The 17,698-nt window shown below is 64.1% G+C and carries 15 protein-coding genes; 11 read left to right on the top strand and 4 right to left on the bottom strand.

Features of this window, described 5'->3' with window-relative positions; translation table 11 throughout:
* Positions 1-15: 15 nt before the first annotated feature.
* The 4 genes from B5V03_RS39880 (at position 16) to B5V03_RS39895 (ending at position 5,364) form a co-directional block, all read left to right on the top strand.
* Positions 16-1,512 (top strand): aldehyde dehydrogenase family protein, encoded by a 1,497-nt coding sequence (locus B5V03_RS39880; RefSeq protein ID WP_129275882.1) that lies wholly within the window; start codon positions 16-18, stop codon positions 1,510-1,512.
* A gap of 119 nt (positions 1,513-1,631) precedes the next feature.
* The gene (locus B5V03_RS39885; RefSeq protein WP_129275883.1) at positions 1,632-2,759 is read left to right on the top strand and encodes an alkene reductase; all 1,128 of its coding nucleotides are present in this window, start codon (positions 1,632-1,634) and stop codon (positions 2,757-2,759) included.
* A gap of 172 nt (positions 2,760-2,931) precedes the next feature.
* Positions 2,932-3,435, top strand: coding sequence for a GFA family protein (locus B5V03_RS39890; protein ID WP_129275884.1), 504 nt, complete (start codon positions 2,932-2,934; stop codon positions 3,433-3,435).
* Between the two features lie 267 nt (positions 3,436-3,702).
* Entirely contained in the window at positions 3,703-5,364 is a 1,662-nt protein-coding gene (locus tag B5V03_RS39895; RefSeq protein ID WP_129275885.1) for a thiamine pyrophosphate-binding protein, read from the top strand.
* A gap of 174 nt (positions 5,365-5,538) precedes the next feature.
* On the opposite strand, the gene B5V03_RS39900 is transcribed toward B5V03_RS39895, so the two are convergent.
* Positions 5,539-6,921 carry an LLM class flavin-dependent oxidoreductase gene (locus B5V03_RS39900; protein ID WP_129275886.1) on the bottom strand — a complete coding sequence of 461 codons (1,383 nt, stop codon included), beginning with the start codon at positions 6,919-6,921 and terminating at the stop codon, positions 5,539-5,541.
* Positions 6,922-7,174: 253 nt separating this feature from the next.
* Between B5V03_RS39900 and B5V03_RS39905 the strand changes: the two genes are divergently transcribed.
* From B5V03_RS39905 to B5V03_RS39930, 6 genes are all read left to right on the top strand, one after another.
* On the top strand, positions 7,175-8,560 hold the full coding sequence (locus B5V03_RS39905; RefSeq protein WP_129275887.1) for a M20 family metallopeptidase: 1,386 nt from the start codon (positions 7,175-7,177) through the stop codon (positions 8,558-8,560).
* A 99-nt stretch (positions 8,561-8,659) separates the two neighbouring features.
* Positions 8,660-9,571 (top strand): amino acid ABC transporter substrate-binding protein, encoded by a 912-nt coding sequence (locus B5V03_RS39910; RefSeq protein WP_129275888.1) that lies wholly within the window; start codon positions 8,660-8,662, stop codon positions 9,569-9,571.
* A 125-nt stretch (positions 9,572-9,696) separates the two neighbouring features.
* Positions 9,697-10,428 (top strand): amino acid ABC transporter permease, encoded by a 732-nt coding sequence (locus tag B5V03_RS39915; RefSeq protein WP_129275889.1) that lies wholly within the window; start codon positions 9,697-9,699, stop codon positions 10,426-10,428.
* Between the two features lie 4 nt (positions 10,429-10,432).
* Positions 10,433-11,125 (top strand): amino acid ABC transporter permease, encoded by a 693-nt coding sequence (locus tag B5V03_RS39920; protein ID WP_129275890.1) that lies wholly within the window; start codon positions 10,433-10,435, stop codon positions 11,123-11,125.
* Positions 11,126-11,137: 12 nt separating this feature from the next.
* Positions 11,138-11,869, top strand: coding sequence for an amino acid ABC transporter ATP-binding protein (locus tag B5V03_RS39925; RefSeq protein WP_129275891.1), 732 nt, complete (start codon positions 11,138-11,140; stop codon positions 11,867-11,869).
* A 124-nt stretch (positions 11,870-11,993) separates the two neighbouring features.
* Entirely contained in the window at positions 11,994-12,854 is an 861-nt protein-coding gene (locus B5V03_RS39930) for a D-amino-acid transaminase (protein ID WP_164988619.1), read from the top strand.
* A 204-nt stretch (positions 12,855-13,058) separates the two neighbouring features.
* Here B5V03_RS39930 and B5V03_RS39935 read toward each other — a convergent pair whose 3' ends face one another.
* The 3 genes from B5V03_RS39935 to B5V03_RS39945 form a co-directional block, all read right to left on the bottom strand.
* Positions 13,059-13,520 (bottom strand): carboxymuconolactone decarboxylase family protein, encoded by a 462-nt coding sequence (locus B5V03_RS39935; protein WP_129275893.1) that lies wholly within the window; start codon positions 13,518-13,520, stop codon positions 13,059-13,061.
* 29 nt (positions 13,521-13,549) lie between these two features.
* Positions 13,550-15,160 (bottom strand): MDR family MFS transporter, encoded by a 1,611-nt coding sequence (locus tag B5V03_RS39940; protein ID WP_129275894.1) that lies wholly within the window; start codon positions 15,158-15,160, stop codon positions 13,550-13,552.
* Positions 15,161-15,275: 115 nt separating this feature from the next.
* Positions 15,276-16,457, bottom strand: coding sequence for an HlyD family secretion protein (locus tag B5V03_RS39945; RefSeq protein ID WP_129275895.1), 1,182 nt, complete (start codon positions 16,455-16,457; stop codon positions 15,276-15,278).
* Between the two features lie 275 nt (positions 16,458-16,732).
* Between B5V03_RS39945 and B5V03_RS39950 the strand changes: the two genes are divergently transcribed.
* Positions 16,733-17,641 (top strand): LysR family transcriptional regulator, encoded by a 909-nt coding sequence (locus tag B5V03_RS39950; RefSeq protein ID WP_129275896.1) that lies wholly within the window; start codon positions 16,733-16,735, stop codon positions 17,639-17,641.
* Positions 17,642-17,698 lie beyond the last annotated feature (57 nt).

Here is a 17,698-nt window from a genome sequence, read left to right on the forward strand (position 1 = left end):
ACAGGGAGTGCAGCCATGGCTGTGTCGCAGGCTATTCCGATCACGCGCCATCCGTTCGCCAACGGGTCCTACAAGCAGATGCTGATCGACGGGAAATGGGTCGACGCCGCCTCCGGCAAGCGCTTCGAGACCCATAACCCCGCCACCGGCGAATTGCTCGCCACCGTCGCCGAGGGCGACAAGGAAGATATCGACCGCGCGGTTGCAGCCGCCCGCCGCGCCTTTGAGGGACCCTGGAGCAAGGTCAAGCCGTTCGAGCGGCAGAACCTGCTCCTGAAGCTCGCCGATCTCGTCGAGAAGAATTTCGACGAATTGTCGCAGCTCGATACGCTCGACATGGGTGCGCCGCTCAGCCGCACCCGCGCCTATCGCCTGCGTGCCGTCGGCATGCTGCGCTATTACGCCGGCCAGACCACCGCGATCCATGGCGAGACCATCGAGAACTCGCTGCCCGGCGAAATCTTTTCCTACACGCTGAAGGAGCCGGTCGGCGTCGTCGGCGCCATCATTCCCTGGAACGGCCCGCTCACCGCGACGCTCTGGAAGATCGGTCCCGCCATTGCGACTGGCTGCACCGTGGTGCTCAAGCCGGCCGAAGAGGCGCCGCTGACCTCGCTGCGCATCGCCGAACTCGCGATGGAAGCTGGCATTCCGCCCGGCGTCGTCAACGTCGTGCCCGGCTATGGCGAGACCGCGGGTGCTGCGCTCGCCTCGCATCACGACGTCGACAAGGTCGCCTTCACCGGCTCGCACGTCACGGGCCAGTCGATCATCCGGGCGTCGGCCGGCAACCTCAAGCGCGTCTCGCTCGAGCTCGGCGGCAAGTCGCCGGACATCGTGTTCGCGGATGCTGATCTCGATGCCGCAGTCCCCGGTGCCGCGATGGCGGTGTTCGCCAATTCCGGGCAGATCTGTAGCGCCGGCACGCGCCTGTTCGTCGAGCAGTCGATCTACGAAGAGTTCGTCGGCCGCGTCGCCGAGTTCGGCAAGAAGCTGCAAGTCGGCAACGGTCTCGATCCCAACACCCAGATCGGTCCGCTCGTCTCCGAGCAGCAACTCGAGCGGGTCACCAGCTATCTCGACATCGGCCAGAAGGAAGGCGCGAAGGCGCTCGCCGGTGGCGGGCGTGTCACCGAAGGCGCGCTGTCAAAAGGCTTCTTCGTCTCGCCGACGGTATTCGCGGGTGTCCAGGACAACATGCGCATCGCACAGGAGGAGATTTTTGGTCCCGTCATCTCCGCGATCGCGTTCAAGGACATGGACGAGCTCGTCAAGCGCGCCAACAACACCACCTTCGGCCTCGGCTCGGGCCTATGGACGCGCGACGTCAGCAAGGCGCATGCGGTTGCGAAGCGCCTGCGCGCCGGCTCGGTGTGGGTCAATTGCTATCAGGCGATGGACCCGGCCGTGCCGTTCGGCGGCTACAAGATGAGCGGCTATGGCCGCGAGTCCGGCAAGCAGCACGTCGAGGAATATCTCAACGTGAAGGCCGTCTGGATCAAGACGGCGTAATAGCTGTTCTCTCCCACGTTCCGTGGGAGGGAATATCTGTTTTTGCAGGGGCGGCACCTTTTCCGGTGGCCGCCCCTCGCTATATGATCCGCATCCTTCCATAGCCAGTCGGTGTCAGCATGAAATTCGAGGCGTTGTTCAAACCGTTGCAGGTCGGTCCGTACAAGCTCGCGCATCGCGTCGCGCTGGCGCCGTTGACGCGCATGCGAGCCGAGCGCGAGAGCTTTTCGCCGCGGCCGCTCAACGCCGAATATTACGGCCAGCGCGCGACGAAGGGAGGCCTGCTGATCGCCGAGGCTTCACCTGTGCTCTCGCACGGCCGCGGCAATCCGGCGACGCCCGGCATCTATTCGGAGTCGCAGATTGCGGGCTGGCGCAAGGTGACGGATGCGGTGCACGCCAAGGGCGGCATCATCTTTCTCCAGCTCTGGCATGTCGGCCGTGTCTCGCATTCGTCCTACCACGGTGGTCAGCCGCCGGTGTCGGCCTCGGCGATCCCGATCAAGGCCGAAGGAATGAAGGCGATGATGGCCGACGGCAAGATCGGCGACTACGAGACGCCGCGCGCGCTGGAGACCGATGAGGTCAAGGGTGTGGTCGAGGCCTTCAGGCAGGGTGCGAAGAACGCGCTTGCCGCCGGCTTCGATGGCGTCGAGATCCACGGCGCCAACGGCTATCTGCTCGAGCAGTTCTTGCAGTCGCGCAGCAACCAGCGCACCGATCAATATGGCGGATCGATCGAGAACCGCGCGCGACTTCTGCTCGAGGTCACGCAGGCCGCGATCGACGTCTGGGGCGCCAATCGCGTCGGCGTGCGGCTGTCGCCGCACGGCATCGCCAACGGTTCCGGCGAGCCCGATCCGATGCCGCTCTACACCCACGTGGTGAAGGCGCTCGACAAGCTCGGCCTTGCCTATCTGCATTTCATCGAGCCGCGCTCCAGCGGCGCCGGCCGCGCCGATGTCCATTGGGAGAACGTGCCCTCGGCCATGGTGCTGTTCCGCCCGCTCTACAGCGGCGTGCTGATGACCGCCGGTGGCTTCACCGGCGAGACCGCGAATGCGGCGATCGCCGACGGCCACGCCGACATCATCGCCTTCGGCCGCATTTTCATCTCCAACCCCGATCTGCCGCGGCGCCTTGAGCATGATTACCCGATCACGCCGTACAACCGCGCGACGTTCTACGGCGGCGAGGAGAAGGGGTATACGGATTATCCTGTTTATGAGGAGCTGACGCCCGCGTAGGTACTCGTAACCCGGATGTCGCTTCGCTCATCCGGGCTACGGGGCTATTGTGTTGCTCCGATCGCACCACAAACTCCGTCATTGCGAGCGTAGCGAAGCAATCCAGACTGTCTCCGCGGAAAGATTCTGGATTGCTTCGCTGCGCTCGCAATGACGACGGAGAGAACCCCCCATGGCCAAAGCCGCAGCCGCCGCAGGTATCGCCACCGGCCAATGCCTCTGCGGCAAAATCACCTTCGAGATCGACATCCCTGCGCGCTGGGCCTGGCACGATCATTCTGCCAGTAGCCGCCGCGCCCACGGCGCGGCCTACGCGACCTATGTCGGCAGCTGGAAGAAGCGCTTTCGCATCACCTCCGGGAAGACCGCGCTGACCCGCTACGAGGACAAGGCCACCAAGACCGCGCGCAGCTTCTGCTCGCATTGCGGCACGCCGATCGCCTATGAGCGCCCGCGCGGCCCGCACATGGTCAACATTCCCCGCGCACTGTTCAGGGAGCGCACCGGCCGCCAGCCGCTCTATCACATCGCGATCGAGGAGCTGCAGGAATGGGCCTATACCGGCGAGCCCCTGGTGCCGCTGAAGGGCTTTCCGGGCGTGGTCTGGCAGCGCTCGAAAAAGAAGAAGCGTGCTAGCGGCGAGGATCCGTTCGAACTGGGGCGGGAGGAGATGTAGCCCCAGTTGCTCACTCCGCTCGTGCCCCGGACGCAGCGCAGCGCCTCTTCGGCGGTGCGCTGCAGAGCCGGGGCCCATGCATCAGCGGGCTCGGCGAAAATTGGGTCCCGGCTCTGCGTCGCACCGCTACACGCTGCGCCGCGTCCGGGACGCGAGAGCGGGGTCTGCCGCGCAACGCAGCCATGACTGCGCTTCCTTGCGCGCCTCACAAAACTTCGGCCATCATGTGATCCGTCCTTGCGGCAACGCCCGCTCCCTGGAGGAAACATGAAGAACAAGATCACCGGCCGCTCCGCCTTTCTCGCGCTGCTCAAGGACGAGGGCATCACGCATCTGTTCGGCAATCCCGGCACCACCGAACTGCCGATCATGCATGCGCTGAAGGACCACCCTGATCTTACCTATGTGATGGCGATGCAGGAGAGCCTGGTGGTCGCGATCGCCGATGGCTACAGCCGCGCCTCCGGAAAGCTCGTCGCCTGCAACGTCCATGTCGCGCCCGGCCTCGGCAACGCGATGGGCTCGCTCTACAACGCGCAGTTCACGGGTACGCCGATGATTTTGACGGCCGGCCAGCAGGAGCAGGGCCACGGCCTGATGGAGCCGGTGCTGTACGGCCCCTTGGTGCGCATGGCCGAACCGCTGGTGAAATGGGCGGTCGAAGTGACGCGGCTGGAGGATCTGCCGCGCATCGTGCGCCGTGCCGCAAAAGTCGCGATGACGCCGCCGACCGGGCCGGTGTTCATCTCGCTACCGGGCGACATCCTCAACAGCGAAGCCGGCATCGATCTCGGCCGCTCCACCCGCATCGACGCGCGCGTAAAGCCGTCGGACGAGGCGCTGAAGGCGTTCGCCGCACGGCTGTTGAAGGCCGAACGCCCGGTGCTCGTCACCATGGACGAGGTGGTCAAGAGCGATGCGCTCAAGGAGGCCGCCGAACTCGCTGAGCTGCTGGGTGCAGCCGCCTACCAATCCTCGACGCCCTATGGCTCTCACTTCCTGTCCGAGAGCCCGAGCTTCGTCGGGACCCTCGCGCGGGTGCAGAAGGTCGCGCGCGATACGCTCGCGCCTTACGACCTGCTGATCGCGCTGGGTGGCGATCCCTTGCGGATGTCGGTTTATAGCGAGGTCGATGCGCTGCCCGATGGCCTCGGCATCGTGCAGGTCGGTCTGGTCGATTGGGAGATCGCCAAGAACTACGGCGCCGAGATCGCGCTGAAGGCGGATCTGAAGGAAACGCTGCGCGCGCTGATCCCGGTGCTGAAGGAGATGGGCGGCGCGACACTGACGAGTCGTGCCAAGCAACGTCTCGCCGAGCTGGCGCCGAAGAACTGGACCGCGCGGCGTGCCGCGCTGGTCGAACAGATCGGCAAGAGCGCGGGTCGCAGCCCCATCGACCCGGACTTCCTGGTGCTGCAAATGGTCGAGGCCATGCCCGACCATGCGATCCTCGTCGACGAAGGCCTCACCTCCAGCCGCCAGATCACGGCGCTGCGTCCGCACCGCGACCGCTATGGCTATCATGGCCTTGCCTCCGGCGGCATCGGTTGGGGCCTGCCGGCGTCGGTCGGTGCCAGCATCGCCAATCCGGATCGCCCCGTGGTGTGCTTCTCCGGCGACGGCAGTGCGATGTATTCGATCCAGTCGCTGTGGACGGCGGCGCATCACAAGCTGCCGCTCAACGTCGTCATCGCCAACAATGGCGGCTACCGCATCATCAAGCAGCGCCTGCTGGCTTTCCATGGCGATGACAATTACGTCGGCATGGATTTTGTCGATCCGCCGGTGGATTTTGCAGGGATCGCAAAGGCGCTCGGCTGCGAGGCGATCAAGATCAGCGACCCGCGCGAGCTGAAAACGACGCTGGCGTCTGCGTTTGCCCGGCCGGGCACAAAGCTGATCGAGGTGATGGTGGACGGGAAGGTGTAGGCATCACCCACCGCCGTCATTGCGAGCGCTACTCCCTGACCCGTCACCCTGAGGCGGCCGCTTCTTCAGCGGCCCTCGAAGGGCGACGGCCCGGCTGCAGCAGCGGGGCCGCTCATCCTTCGAGGCGCGCGAAGGGCGCGCACCTCAGGATGACGGAACTTACAGTGAGGAGCGTTAGCGTGCCTTCTTCCCCACCCGATATCCCGCTGCCGGATGCGGCGCATCCAGCCTCGCACGTCCATCGCCGAACAGCTTCTCCCGCAGCGTACCCTTCGCATATTCCGGCTTGTACCGGCCGCGCTTGGTCAGCTCCGGCACCAGCATATCGGCGATGTCCTCGAAATCGCCGGGCGAGATCGCAAACGCAACGTTGAGGCCGTCGACGTCGGTCTTCTCGAACCAATCCTCGATCTTGTCCGCGACGCTCTCGGGTGTGCCGACCACGACCGGGCCGGCGCCGCCGATGCCGACGTGCTCGATGACGTCGCGCACGGTCCAGACGCGGTCGGGGTCGCCGCGGGTGACGTTGTCGAGGGCGCTGCGGCCGGCATCGTTCTGGACATGACGCACCTGCTGGTCGAGCTCGTAGCCGGAGAAGTCGATGCCGGTCCATCCCGACATCAGGGCCAGCGCGCCCTCGGCGCTGATATGCGACCGGTAGTCGGCATATTTGGCTGCCGCCTCGGCTTCCGTGTTGCCGAGGATGATCGTCATCATGTTGAACATCAGGATCTCGGCCGGGTTGCGGCCGAGCGCTGCAGCTTCCTGGCGGATCGCGGCGACGCGCGGCGCGATGATCTTGGCCGACGGGCCCGACATGAACACGCATTCGGCGTGCTTGGCCGCAAACTGCCGGCCGCGCGGTGAGGTGCCGGCCTGGTACAGCACCGGCGTGCGCTGCGGCGATGGCTCACTCAGATGGATAGTATTGTTGATACGGAAGTTTGCTCCGTCATGATTGACGCGATGAATCTTGCTGGGATCGGTGAAGATGCCGCGCTGGCGGTCGCGCAGCACGGCGTCGTCTTCCCAGCTGCCTTCCCAGAGTTTGTAGACCACCTCCATATATTCGTCGGCGATGTCGTAGCGGTCGTCGTGGCCGGTCTGCTTCTCCTTGCCGGCGCCGCGCGCGGCGCTGTCGAGATAGCCGGTGACGACGTTCCAGCCGATCCGCCCCTCGGTGAGGTGGTCGAGCGTCGACATCCGCCGCGCGAACGGATAGGGCGGCTCGAAGGACAAATTGCTGGTGACGCCGAAGCCGAGGTTCTTGGTCACCGCCGCCATCGCCGAGAGCAGCAGCAGCGGCTCGTTCGACGGCGTCTGTGCCGCATTGCGCAGGGCCGCGTCAGGGCTGCTGCCATAGACGTCATAGACGCCGAGCACGTCGGCCAGGAACAGCCCGTCGAAACGGCCGCGCTCCAGCGTCCTGGCGAGGTCGATCCAGTAGGGCAGGCGGTTATATTCAGCGGTGCGGTCGCGCGGATGGGTCCACAGGCCCGGTGACTGGTGTGCGACGCAATTCATCGCAAAGGCGTTGAGCCTGATCTCTTTGGCCATGCTGGTCCCCCGGCGCCCTGTACTGAGCGCTCTTCGAATGATAGACGTGCGCCCCAATCTGGCGAAGTTCTTGCATATAGCGCGACCTTGGCAAGGCCAAAATCAGCGGCGGTCCCGCTCTTGGCAAGCCAATCTCAAGAGAGCAAGAACGAATTCACAAGAGAACTACGAGAACTATCCAAGTCCCCGCCACTTTCGAAGGCTAGCCTGTCTCGGGTAAGGTCCTTCGTCCCAAAGCCTCGAAAAACAAATCATGACCAGAGCCGACGCCATCACCCGCGCCCGTGACGATTTCAAATCCGGCGCGTTCCTCGCTGAACTCGACCGCCGCGTCGCCTTCAAGACCGAAAGCCAGAATCCGTCGCGTGGCCCCGAGCTGCGCGCCTATCTGGAACAGGAGATGGTGCCGGCTTTCGCTGCGCTCGATTTCACCAGCCGTCTGGTCGAATCCCCGAGCGGCAAGTCGCCGTTCCTGTTCGCGGAGCATCACGAGAGTGCATCTGCACCGACCGTGCTGATCTACGGCCATGGCGACGTCGTCGACGGCATGGAAGGCGAGTGGCGCGATGGCCGCGATCCCTGGCGCACGACGGTTGCGGGCACGCGCCTCTACGGCCGCGGCACCGCCGACAACAAGGGCCAGCACAGCATCAACATGGCGGCGCTGCGCGCTGTGCGCGAGGCCCGGGGCGGCAAGCTCGGCTTCAATGCCAAGTTCATCGTCGAGATGGGCGAGGAGATCGGCTCGCCCGATTTGGGCAAGGTCTGCGATCTCAATCGCGACGCGCTCAAGGCCGATCTGTTCATGGCCTCCGACGGGCCGCGTTTGTCGGCAGACCGCCCGACACTCTTCCTCGGCTGCCGCGGCGGCATCCGCATCCATCTCGACGTGAACTTGCGCGATGGCGGCCACCATTCCGGCAATTGGGGCGGCGTGCTCGCCAACCCCGCGACCATCCTGGTCAACGCGATCTCCACGCTGGTCGACGGCCACGGCCGGCTTCAGCTCGACGCGCTGAAGCCGCCACGGCTCACCAACCAGATCCGCAGCTATCTCGCTGACGTGCAGGTGGTGCCGACCGAGGACGAACCGGCGCTCGCGGAGAATTGGGGCGAGGAAGGTCTTTCGGCGGCCGAACGGCTCTATGCCTGGAACACGCTCGAAGTGCTGGCGATGTCGTCGGGCAATATCGGGAAGCCGGCGAATGCCATTCCCGGCAACGCCAATGCCGTGCTGCAACTGCGCTTCGTCGTCGGCACCAAGGTCGATGGTCTGATCGACGCCGTCCGCGCGCATCTTGTCCAGAAGGGTTTTTCGATGGTCGAGGTGCGGGCCGCCCAAAGCTTTGCGGCCTCGCGCACGGATTTCGACAGCCCCTGGATCAAATGGGCGGCGGATTCGGTGCGGGAGACCACCGGCAAGCCGCCGGCCGTTTTGCCGAATTTCGGCGGCTCGCTGCCCAACGACGTGTTTTCCGAGATCCTGGGCCTCCCGACGATCTGGGTCCCGCATTCCTATCCCGGCTGCTCCCAGCATGCGCCCAATGAGCACATCCTGCTGCCATTGACCGAAGAGGCCTTGACGGTGATGGCCGGGCTGTTCTGGGATCTCGGGGAATTGCCCAAGCCACTCGTCTGAGCCATTAACCTGAGCCGTGATCCCGCCGAAAGTCACATTCTAATCCGGCCGGATTTGTGCTTGCATCCGGCCGCATCATCCTGAAAGGGGACCAAAAAAGTGAAGTATTTCCGCCACATCGGGCTCGCGCTCGCCGCGACCTTCGCCGTCAGCCAGGCCGGGGCCCAGGAGCTGACCGGCACGCTGAAGAACATCAAGGACACCGGCGCGATCACGCTCGGCTTCCGCGACTCCTCGATCCCGTTCTCCTATCTCGACGACAACCAGAAGCCCATCGGGTACGCGATGGACATCTGCTACAAGATCGTCGACGCCGTGAAGAAGGAGCTCAAGCTCGACAAGCTCGAGGTCAAGCTCAACCCGGTGACCTCGGCGACGCGCATTCCGCTGATGGCCAATGGCACCATCGACCTCGAATGCGGCTCGACCACCAACAACGTCGACCGGCAGAAGCAGGTCGCCTTCGCGCCCACGCACTTCCTGACCGCCAGCCGCTACGTCTTCAAGAAGTCGAGCGGCCTGAAGTCGATCGACGATCTCAAGGGCAAGACGGTGGTCTCGACCGCCGGCACCACCAACATCAAGCAGCTCACCGAAGCCAACGTTGCCAAGGGCCTCGGCGCCAACATCATTCCGGCCAAGGACCATGCCGAATCCTTCCTGATGGTCGAGACCGACCGCGCGGTCGCGTTCGTGATGGACGACATCCTGCTCGCGAGCCTCGTCGCCGGCTCGAAGTCGCCGGACGACTACGTCATCTCCAAGGACGCGTTCTCCAAGCCCGAGCCCTACGGCATCATGCTGCGCAAGGACGATGCCCCCTTCAAGAAGGTTGTCGATGCCGCGGTTGGCGCGCTCTACACCTCCGGCGAGGGCCAGAAGATCTACGAAAAGTGGTTCACGCAGAAGATCCCGCCGAAGGGGCTGAACCTCAACACCCCGATCTCGGCCGAGCTGAAGAACGAGTTCGCAAAACCCTCGGACTCGCCGAACCCGGACGACTATAAGTAAGATGACGAGTTCCCTCTCCCCGCAAGCGGGGAGAGGGGCACATTCCGGCCATTCTGGAGGGAGACTGGCCGGACATTTGCATAGGCGCCCGGGACACTTTGAGGGCGCGTTCGCGCGGGGGACACGTGAACTACCACTGGAACTGGGGAATTTTCTTCGAGCCGAACCCGATGGGGACCGGCACCTATCTCGACATGCTGCTGTCGGGACTGGTGCTGACTCTGAAGACGGCCGTGCTCGCCTGGATCATCGCGCTGGTCTTCGGCTCGCTGGTCGGCGTCATGCGGACGCTGCCCTCGAGGGGCGCGTACTGGTTCGGCTTCTGCTGGGTCGAGTTCTTCCGCAACATGCCGCTGCTGGTGCAGCTCTTCCTGTGGTTCTTCGTGCTGCCGGAGTTGCTGCCGAGGGGCGCGGGGCTGTGGCTGAAGCAATTGCCGAACGCGCCGTTCTGGACGGCGGCGATCGGCATCGGGTTCTTCATGTCGGCCCGTGTCGCAATACAATTGCAGGCCGGCATCGGTTCGCTGCCGCGCGGCCAGAAGATGGCGGCAACCGCGCTCGGTCTCACGACTTTTCAGGGCTATCGGTACATCCTGCTGCCCATGGCGTTCCGCATCATCATGCCGCCGCTGACCTCCGAGTTTCTCAACACCATCAAGAACACGGCGGTCGCCATCACCATTGGCCTGATCGAGCTGACCGGACAGGCGCGCTCGATGCAGGAGTTCTCGTTCCAGGTGTTCGAGGCCTTCACCGCCGCGACGCTACTCTATCTCCTCGTCAACGCCGTCGTCGTAACCGCGATGCGCTTCCTCGAGCGCTGGGTCGCGATCCCCGGCTACATCACGGGGAAATAGCGCCATGTTTTCCAATCTCGATTTTGACGTCATCCGCCGCGCGCTGCCCTATTTGTTTTACGAGGGCATGACGTTCACTGTGACCCTGACGGCGCTCGCGGGCCTCGGTGGCCTGATCTTCGGCACGGCGATCGCGCTGATGCGGCTGTCCGGCTTCAAGCTGCTCGGCCGCATCGCGGGCGTCTATGTCGACTTCATGCGTTCGCTGCCGCTGGTGTTGGTGATCTTCTGGTTCTATTTCCTGGTGCCCTATATCGGGCAGTGGGTGACCGGCGCCTCGCGGCCGATCAGTGTCGGCGCGTTCGCATCCTCGCTCATCACCTTCATCATGTTCGAGGCGGCGTATTTCTCCGAGATCATGCGCGCCGGCATCCAGTCGATCTCGCGGGGACAGCCGGCGGCCGCCAATGCGCTCGGTCTCACCTACGCCCAGACCATGCGCTACGTCGTGCTGCCGCAGGCGTTCCGCAACATGCTGCCGGTGCTGCTGACGCAGACCATCGTGCTGTTCCAGGACACCTCGCTGGTCTACGTGCTCTCGATCCCGGACTTTTTGGGCGCGGCGAGCAAGGTTGCGCAGCGCGACGGCCGCCTCGTAGAAATGTATCTGTTTGCTGCAATCGTCTACTTCACCATTTCCTGCGTTGCGTCCTTCGGCGTCCGCCGCCTGCAGTCGCGCATCGCCATCATCCGGTAGAGTTCGTCGAACATGATCGAGATCAGCCACGTCAACAAATGGTACAGCCCGACCTTCCAGGTGCTGACCGACTGCACCACCAGCGTCACCAAGGGCGAGGTCGTCGTGGTCTGCGGCCCCTCGGGCTCAGGCAAATCGACGCTGATCAAATGCGTCAACGCACTGGAGCCGTTCCAGGAGGGCGACATCAGTGTCGACGGCACCAAGGTCAACGATCCCAAGACCAATTTGCCAAAACTGCGCTCGCGCGTCGGCATGGTGTTCCAGCATTTCGAGCTGTTTCCGCATTTGAAGATCATCGACAATCTCTGCCTTGCCCAGCAGAAGGTGCTTGGACGATCGTCTGACAAGGCGGTGGCGAAGGGCATGCAACTGCTGGAGCGCGTCGGGCTCAAGGAGCAGGCCGAGAAGTTTCCCGCGCAGCTCTCCGGTGGCCAGCAGCAGCGCGTCGCGATCGCCCGCGCGCTCGCCATGGATCCGATCGTGATGCTGTTCGACGAGCCGACCTCGGCGCTCGATCCTGAAATGGTCAGCGAGGTGCTCGACGTCATGGTCGACCTCGCCCATGAGGGCATGACCATGATGGTCGTGACCCATGAAATGGGCTTTGCCCGCAAGGTCGCCAACCGCGTCATCTTCATGGACCGCGGCGAGATCGTCGAGGACGCCCCGAAGGAGGACTTCTTCGGCAAGCCTCGCAGCGACCGCGCGCAGAAGTTCTTGTCGAAGATTCTATCGCATTAACTTTCTCTGTCATTCCGGGCTCGCGACTACGTCGCGCCTCGGAATGACGGATCGAGGGTTTATCGGGCTCGCCAAATCTCCTATACGGGTGAGTAAATTCACCTTCCCCCCAGGAGAACCTGCCTTGGACTCGATCGCCTACGTCAACGGCTCATTCGTCCCGCTCTCGGACGCCAAAATCTCGGTGCTCGACCGCGGCTTCCTGTTCGCCGACGGCATCTACGAGGTCTCGGCGGTGCTGGGTGGCAAGCTGGTCGACAACGCCTCGCATCTGGCACGGCTGGAGCGGTCGGTCGGCGAGATCAAGCTGAAGCTCCCCGAGACGGTCGAGCGTATCACCGAGATCCAGAAGGAGCTGATCGCGCGCAACAAGATCGAAAGCGGCCTCGTCTATCTTCAGGTCACCCGCGGCGCCGACAAGGGTCGCGACTTCCCGTTCCCCAAGGGCGAGGTCAAGTCGAGCCTGGTGATGTTCACCTCCGAGAAGGACATCATCAACGCCCCGGTCGCAAAGACCGGCATCAACGTGATCACGGTGCCCGACATCCGCTGGGAGCGCCGCGACATCAAGAGCGTGGCGCTGCTGGCGCAGGTGCTGGCGAAGCAGGCCGCGGCTGAGGCCGGCGCCGGCGAGGCCTGGATGCTGCAAGATGGTTATGTGACCGAGGGCGGCTCGTCCACGGCGTTCATCCTGACCAAGGACGACGTCATCGTCACCCGACAGAATTCCAACGCGATCCTGCCGGGCTGCACCCGCAAGGCCGTGATCGCGCTCGCCGAAGAACGTCAGCTCCGCGTCGAGGAGCGTTCCTTCACCGTCGCCGAGGCGCTCGCCGCCAAGGAAGCGTTCATCACCTCGGCCTCGTCGTTCGTGCAGCCGGTGGTCGCCGTGGACGGCAAGACAATCGGCGACGGCAAGCCCGGCCCGATGGCGACGCGGCTCCGCGAGATCTATGTGGAGTTCGCCAAGGCGACGGCGGTTTAAGCCGCACACTCCGCGAGGTGTGAGTCGAAGCACTCTATCGCCAAACTCAGGTGTCATCGCCCGGCTTGACCGGGCGATCCAGTACTCAGTGACGCCAATGATTGAATCGACAGGCTGCGGCGTACTGGATGCCCCGGTCAAGCCGGGGCATGACAGGCGAGAGTGTGGAAGCGGCGTTGTGTCCGTGACGCCGCCATTGACTCTCTACGCCGCCGACGCCTTCACCTTCACCGGATGCACCGCACGGAACGCGATCGCGAGCCTGTTCCAGGCGTTGATGGCGCCGATCAGCATGGTCAGGTTCACCGTCTCCGCGTCGGAGAATTGCGCGCGGATCTGCTCGTAGACATCATCCGGCGCATGCGTCTCCGCAATCAGCGTCACTGATTCCGTCCAGGCCAAAGCGGCGCGCTCGCGATCGGTATAAAGCGGGGACTCGCGCCAGGCATTGAGCAGATAGATGCGCTGTTCGGTCTCGCCGCGCTTGCGGGCGTCCTCGGTGTGCATGTTGATGCAGAAGGCGCAGCCGTTGATTTGCGACGCCCGGATCTTGACCAGCTCGATCAGCGATTTCTCCAGGCCCGTCGACTGGATCTGCTCTTCCAGCGCCATCAGCGCCTTCATCGTGTCGGGGGCGGCCTGGTAGAAATTCATGCGGGGTTTCATGGTCGTTCTCCTTGCTTGCTGGGTTGAGGTCAGTGGGCTCCGCCGGCCGAGGTCTGGCCGGGCTTCTTCAGGAACAGGACGGCGGCGAGCGCGACGATCAGCGCCATGCCGAGCAGATAGAAGGTGTCGCTGAAGGCGAAGATATAGGCCTGCTTCTGCACGGTATGGCCGATCGCGACATAGGCGCGATGTGCGGCGTCGGCGCGATCGAGGACGCCGTGATTGATGAAATACTGCGTGAGCTGCTCCAGCCGGGTCCGCGTCGCCTGCTCGAACACCGACACCGACTGCATCAGCACGTTGGAGTGATATTGCTCGCGCTTGGTCAGCACGGTCTGGAGCAGCGCGATGCCGACGGCGCCGCCGAGATTGCGCATCATGTTGAACAGGCCGGAGGCCGAGCCAGCATTTTCAGCCTCGATGCCGGCAGTCGCCACCGCAGACAACGGGGCCATCACCAGCGCCTGGCCGATCGCGCGGACGACGTTGGGCCACAGCAGCTGGTCCGCGGCGTAGTCGTTGGTCATATAAATGTTCATGAAGTTCGAGGCCGAGAACAGCACGAAGCCGATGCCGATGATGATGCGCGCGTCAAACCGCTGCATCAGACGCGGCACCATGGGGATCAGCAGAAGTTGCGGCAATCCGGTCCATGCCAGCACCATGCCGATCTGCTCGGCATTGTAGCCCTGAATGCGCGCCAGATATTGCGGCAGGATGAACACCGAACCGTACAGCGCGACGCCGAGCAGGAAGTTGGCGAGCATGCCGAAGCCGAAATTGCGGCGGACCAGCAGGCGCAGGTTGAGCAGCGGCTTCTTCACCGTGAGTTCGATGATCAGGAAGACGGTCAGCGCAACGGCTGCGATCACCGACAGCTTGACGATGAAGGGCGAGCCGAACCAGTCGTCCTTGTTGCCCTCTTCCAGCACGGTCTGGAGCGCGGAGAGGCCGATCGCCATGGTGATGATGCCGGCCCAGTCGCCCTCGCGGAGCAGCGACAGCTTCATGGGCTTGGCGTCGAGCGCGTACCAGAGCATGCCGACCATGATCGCGCCGGGCACGACGTTGACGTAGAAGATGTACTGCCACCCAAAGTTCTCGGTGAGATAGCCGCCGATGGTTGGGCCGATCGCCGGCGCGAACGTCGCCGACAGCGCGAACAGCGCAAGACCCACGGGTTGCTTGGCGCGCGGCAGCAGCGTGATGATCAGCGTGAACGCCATCGGGATCAGCACGCCGCCGGTAAAGCCCTGCACGGCGCGCAGCACGATCATCTGTGGCAGGTCCTGCGCCAGCGCGCAGGCCGCGGACAAAAGCAGGAACAGGATCGCGTTGGTGAGGAGATATATCCGGATCGAGAATACCTGCGCGAGCCACCCCGAGAGCGGGATCACCACGATTTCGGCGATCAGATAGGAGGTCGAGATCCAGCCGCCGTCGTCGATGCCGGCGCCGATCGCGCCCTGGATGTCGGCGAGCGAGGCGTTGACGATTTGGATGTTCAGCACCGCCATGAAGGCGCCGAGCGTGGCGCCGATCACCGCGATCCAGGTTTTTGCAGAGATCGCCGGCGTGGCGGCCGCTGCGGGAGCGGGAAGGTTGGCGGCGGCGTTGACGGTCGGTTGAAGCGTGCTCATGGAGGCCTCGTCTCGGTTACAGAGACAGGATGCATTGGACGGATGGTTTCGATAATCGAGGAAGCCAGGGAAGGATCGTCCGGCAGGACTTGATAATCCCGCCGGTCTTCCGACCTCAGCCGCCGTTCGGGCGGGACGCGTTGTCGGCGAGACGCTTTGCCGTCTCGCGCTCGGCCAGCACGGTCTGCTTGGTGTCGACGGTCGGCACCGCCGACATGCCGGGCCGCAGCAGGCCGGTCAGGCTGTCATCGTCGAGCACGACCTTCACCGGCACGCGCTGCACGATCTTGGTGAAATTGCCTGTCGCATTGTCGGGCGGCAGCAGCGCGAACTCAAGCCCGCTGGCCGGCGACAGGCTGTCGACATGACCACGGAGCGTGCGATTGCGGAAACTGTCGACGTGCAGCTCGACTGGCTGTCCCGGACGCACATGCGTAAGCTGCGTCTCCTTGAAGTTCGCGACCACATAGACCGCATTGAGCGGCACCACCGCCATCAACTGCGTGCCGGCCTGCACGAATTGGCCAACCCGCAAGCTGCGGGCGCCGACCGTGCCGTCAACCGGTGCGGTGATCTCGGTATAGGACAGGTTCAGCTCTGCCTGGTCCGCGACGGCACGGGCACGGTCGAGTTGCGCTGTCGCCTGGGCGCGTTGAGTGGTGAGCACGTCGACCTTGCGCTGCGCGGCCACCAGGCCCGACTTCGCGTGCTGCAATTGCGCACTGCTGGCGCGCAGCGCCGCGTCGGTCTGCTGCGCGCGCTGGATCGTGCCGGAGCCCGACTTCATCAAATCGTCGTAGCGGGCGCGTTCTTCCTGCGCGAATTTCAGGTTGGCGTCAGCTGCGGTGACATCGGCCGTGCTCTGCTCGATGATCGGCTGCTGCAGCTCGAGCTGGGCATCGATGTTGCGCACCGAGGCTTCGCCGGCGGCGACGTCGGCGCGGGCCTGGTCGAGCGCCGCCTTGAAGTCGCGGTCGTCGATCTTGGCCAGCAGCTGGCCCGCTTTGACCTTCTCGTTGTCGCCGACCAGCACCTTCGCGATGTAGCCGGAGACTTTTGGCGCGATGATCGTGGAGTCCGCCTTCACATAGGCGTCGTCGGTGGTCTCGAGGTAGCGGCCGTTGGTCCAGTAGTCGTATCCGTAATAGACAATGGCGGCCGTGCCCGCGAGCAGCGCGAGCGCCAGAGCTGCGCGCCGGACCATGGCCCGGGCCGGGACCGTCGGCGGCGCCTTGAGATAATCGTGAGTAATTTCAGCTGCTTGTTGGAAGGTTTCGGTGCGGGGCATTTCGGACATGGCAGTCTCCTGTCGGCTTGCTGAGACTATCGGTCTTTTTGGTTCGAGCGATAATTGACGAAATGCCGGAAGGATTATCCATCAGGGGTGGATAGTCGGAGGCATCTCCTTGGTTGTGATGGTCTAGCGAAACAGACCCGCGGCTGCCCCAGAGCGATTGCCGCGTCTGTCGAGCGATTGCTGCTAACGCGCCGCGGGAGACAGTGCCCATGATCTGATCGATAATCCGGCTGAATTCCTTGCGATTATCGATCGAAAGCGGATAATCAGGCGGTATGGACCGATTGACCAGCCTCGAAGTGTTCAGCCGGGTGGTCGAGACCGGCGGCTTCTCCGCCGCAGCCCGCAAGCTCAATATGTCGACCACCATGGTGAGCAATCACGTTCAGGCGCTGGAAGACCGGCTCGGGGTGAGGCTGCTTCAGCGCACCACGCGCAAGGTCAACCTCACCGAGATCGGCAAGGCGTATTACGACCGTTGCGTCCAGATCCTCGCCGATATCGAGCAGGCCGACGACATCGCCGGCGCACTGCAATCGACGCCGCGCGGTACCCTGCGCATCCACACCGCCACCCACATGGTGCCGTTCGTGGCCCCAGTGATGGCCGAGTTCCTCGCGACCTATCCGGAGGTGAAGGTCGATCTGCGCATGGGCGAGACCAATGTCGACCTGATCGAGGAGGGTTTTGATCTCGCGCTGCGCATGATCGCGCCGCCGGACTCGAGCCTGATCGTGCGGAGCCTTGCGACCTGGCGGCACGTGCTGTGCTGCTCGCACGCCTATATCGAGGCGCATGGGCGCGTCGAGAGGCTCGAAGAGCTCACCGCGCACAATTGCGTGCGCCACGTGAACTATCCGTTCGACGAGTGGCGCTTCTTCGATCGCAAGGGGACGCCGGCCTCGGTGCGCGTCTCCGGCAATCTGATCACCAACAGCGGCGAGGCCCTCCGCGAGGCCGCGCTCCAGGGCGCAGGCATCAGCCTCGCCGCTGGTTTTCTGGTCGGCGACGATCTCGACGCCGGCCGGCTGGTGCGCCTGTTACCGGAGTATCGGCCGGTCGAAATGTCGATGAACGCAGTCTATCCGCACCGGCATCATCTGTCGGCGAAGGTGAGAACCTTCATCGACATGCTCGTGCAGCACAGCGCCGAGCAGCAGAAGCTGATCAATCCGTATGCGTGAGCGGCATCGGCAGGGCCGTAGGGTGGGCAAAGGCGCGTTAGCGCCGTGCCCACCATC

Origin of the sequence: Bradyrhizobium betae (assembly GCF_004123905.1) — a bacterium.
Classification (GTDB): Bacteria; Pseudomonadota; Alphaproteobacteria; order Rhizobiales; family Xanthobacteraceae; genus Bradyrhizobium; species Bradyrhizobium betae_A.

Coding starts and splice junctions, on each gene's coding strand:
- B5V03_RS39940 (WP_129275894.1), bottom strand. CDS start 15,160: ATGAGCACGCTTCAACCGACCGTCAACGCCGCCGCCAACCTTCCCGCT.
- B5V03_RS39925 (WP_129275891.1), top strand. CDS start 11,138: ATGATCGAGATCAGCCACGTCAACAAATGGTACAGCCCGACCTTCCAG.
- B5V03_RS39945 (WP_129275895.1), bottom strand. CDS start 16,457: ATGTCCGAAATGCCCCGCACCGAAACCTTCCAACAAGCAGCTGAAATT.
- B5V03_RS39935 (WP_129275893.1), bottom strand. CDS start 13,520: ATGAAACCCCGCATGAATTTCTACCAGGCCGCCCCCGACACGATGAAG.
- B5V03_RS39950 (WP_129275896.1), top strand. CDS start 16,733: ATGGACCGATTGACCAGCCTCGAAGTGTTCAGCCGGGTGGTCGAGACC.
- B5V03_RS39900 (WP_129275886.1), bottom strand. CDS start 6,921: ATGGCCAAAGAGATCAGGCTCAACGCCTTTGCGATGAATTGCGTCGCA.
- B5V03_RS39880 (WP_129275882.1), top strand. CDS start 16: ATGGCTGTGTCGCAGGCTATTCCGATCACGCGCCATCCGTTCGCCAAC.
- B5V03_RS39885 (WP_129275883.1), top strand. CDS start 1,632: ATGAAATTCGAGGCGTTGTTCAAACCGTTGCAGGTCGGTCCGTACAAG.
- B5V03_RS39890 (WP_129275884.1), top strand. CDS start 2,932: ATGGCCAAAGCCGCAGCCGCCGCAGGTATCGCCACCGGCCAATGCCTC.
- B5V03_RS39920 (WP_129275890.1), top strand. CDS start 10,433: ATGTTTTCCAATCTCGATTTTGACGTCATCCGCCGCGCGCTGCCCTAT.
- B5V03_RS39905 (WP_129275887.1), top strand. CDS start 7,175: ATGACCAGAGCCGACGCCATCACCCGCGCCCGTGACGATTTCAAATCC.
- B5V03_RS39895 (WP_129275885.1), top strand. CDS start 3,703: ATGAAGAACAAGATCACCGGCCGCTCCGCCTTTCTCGCGCTGCTCAAG.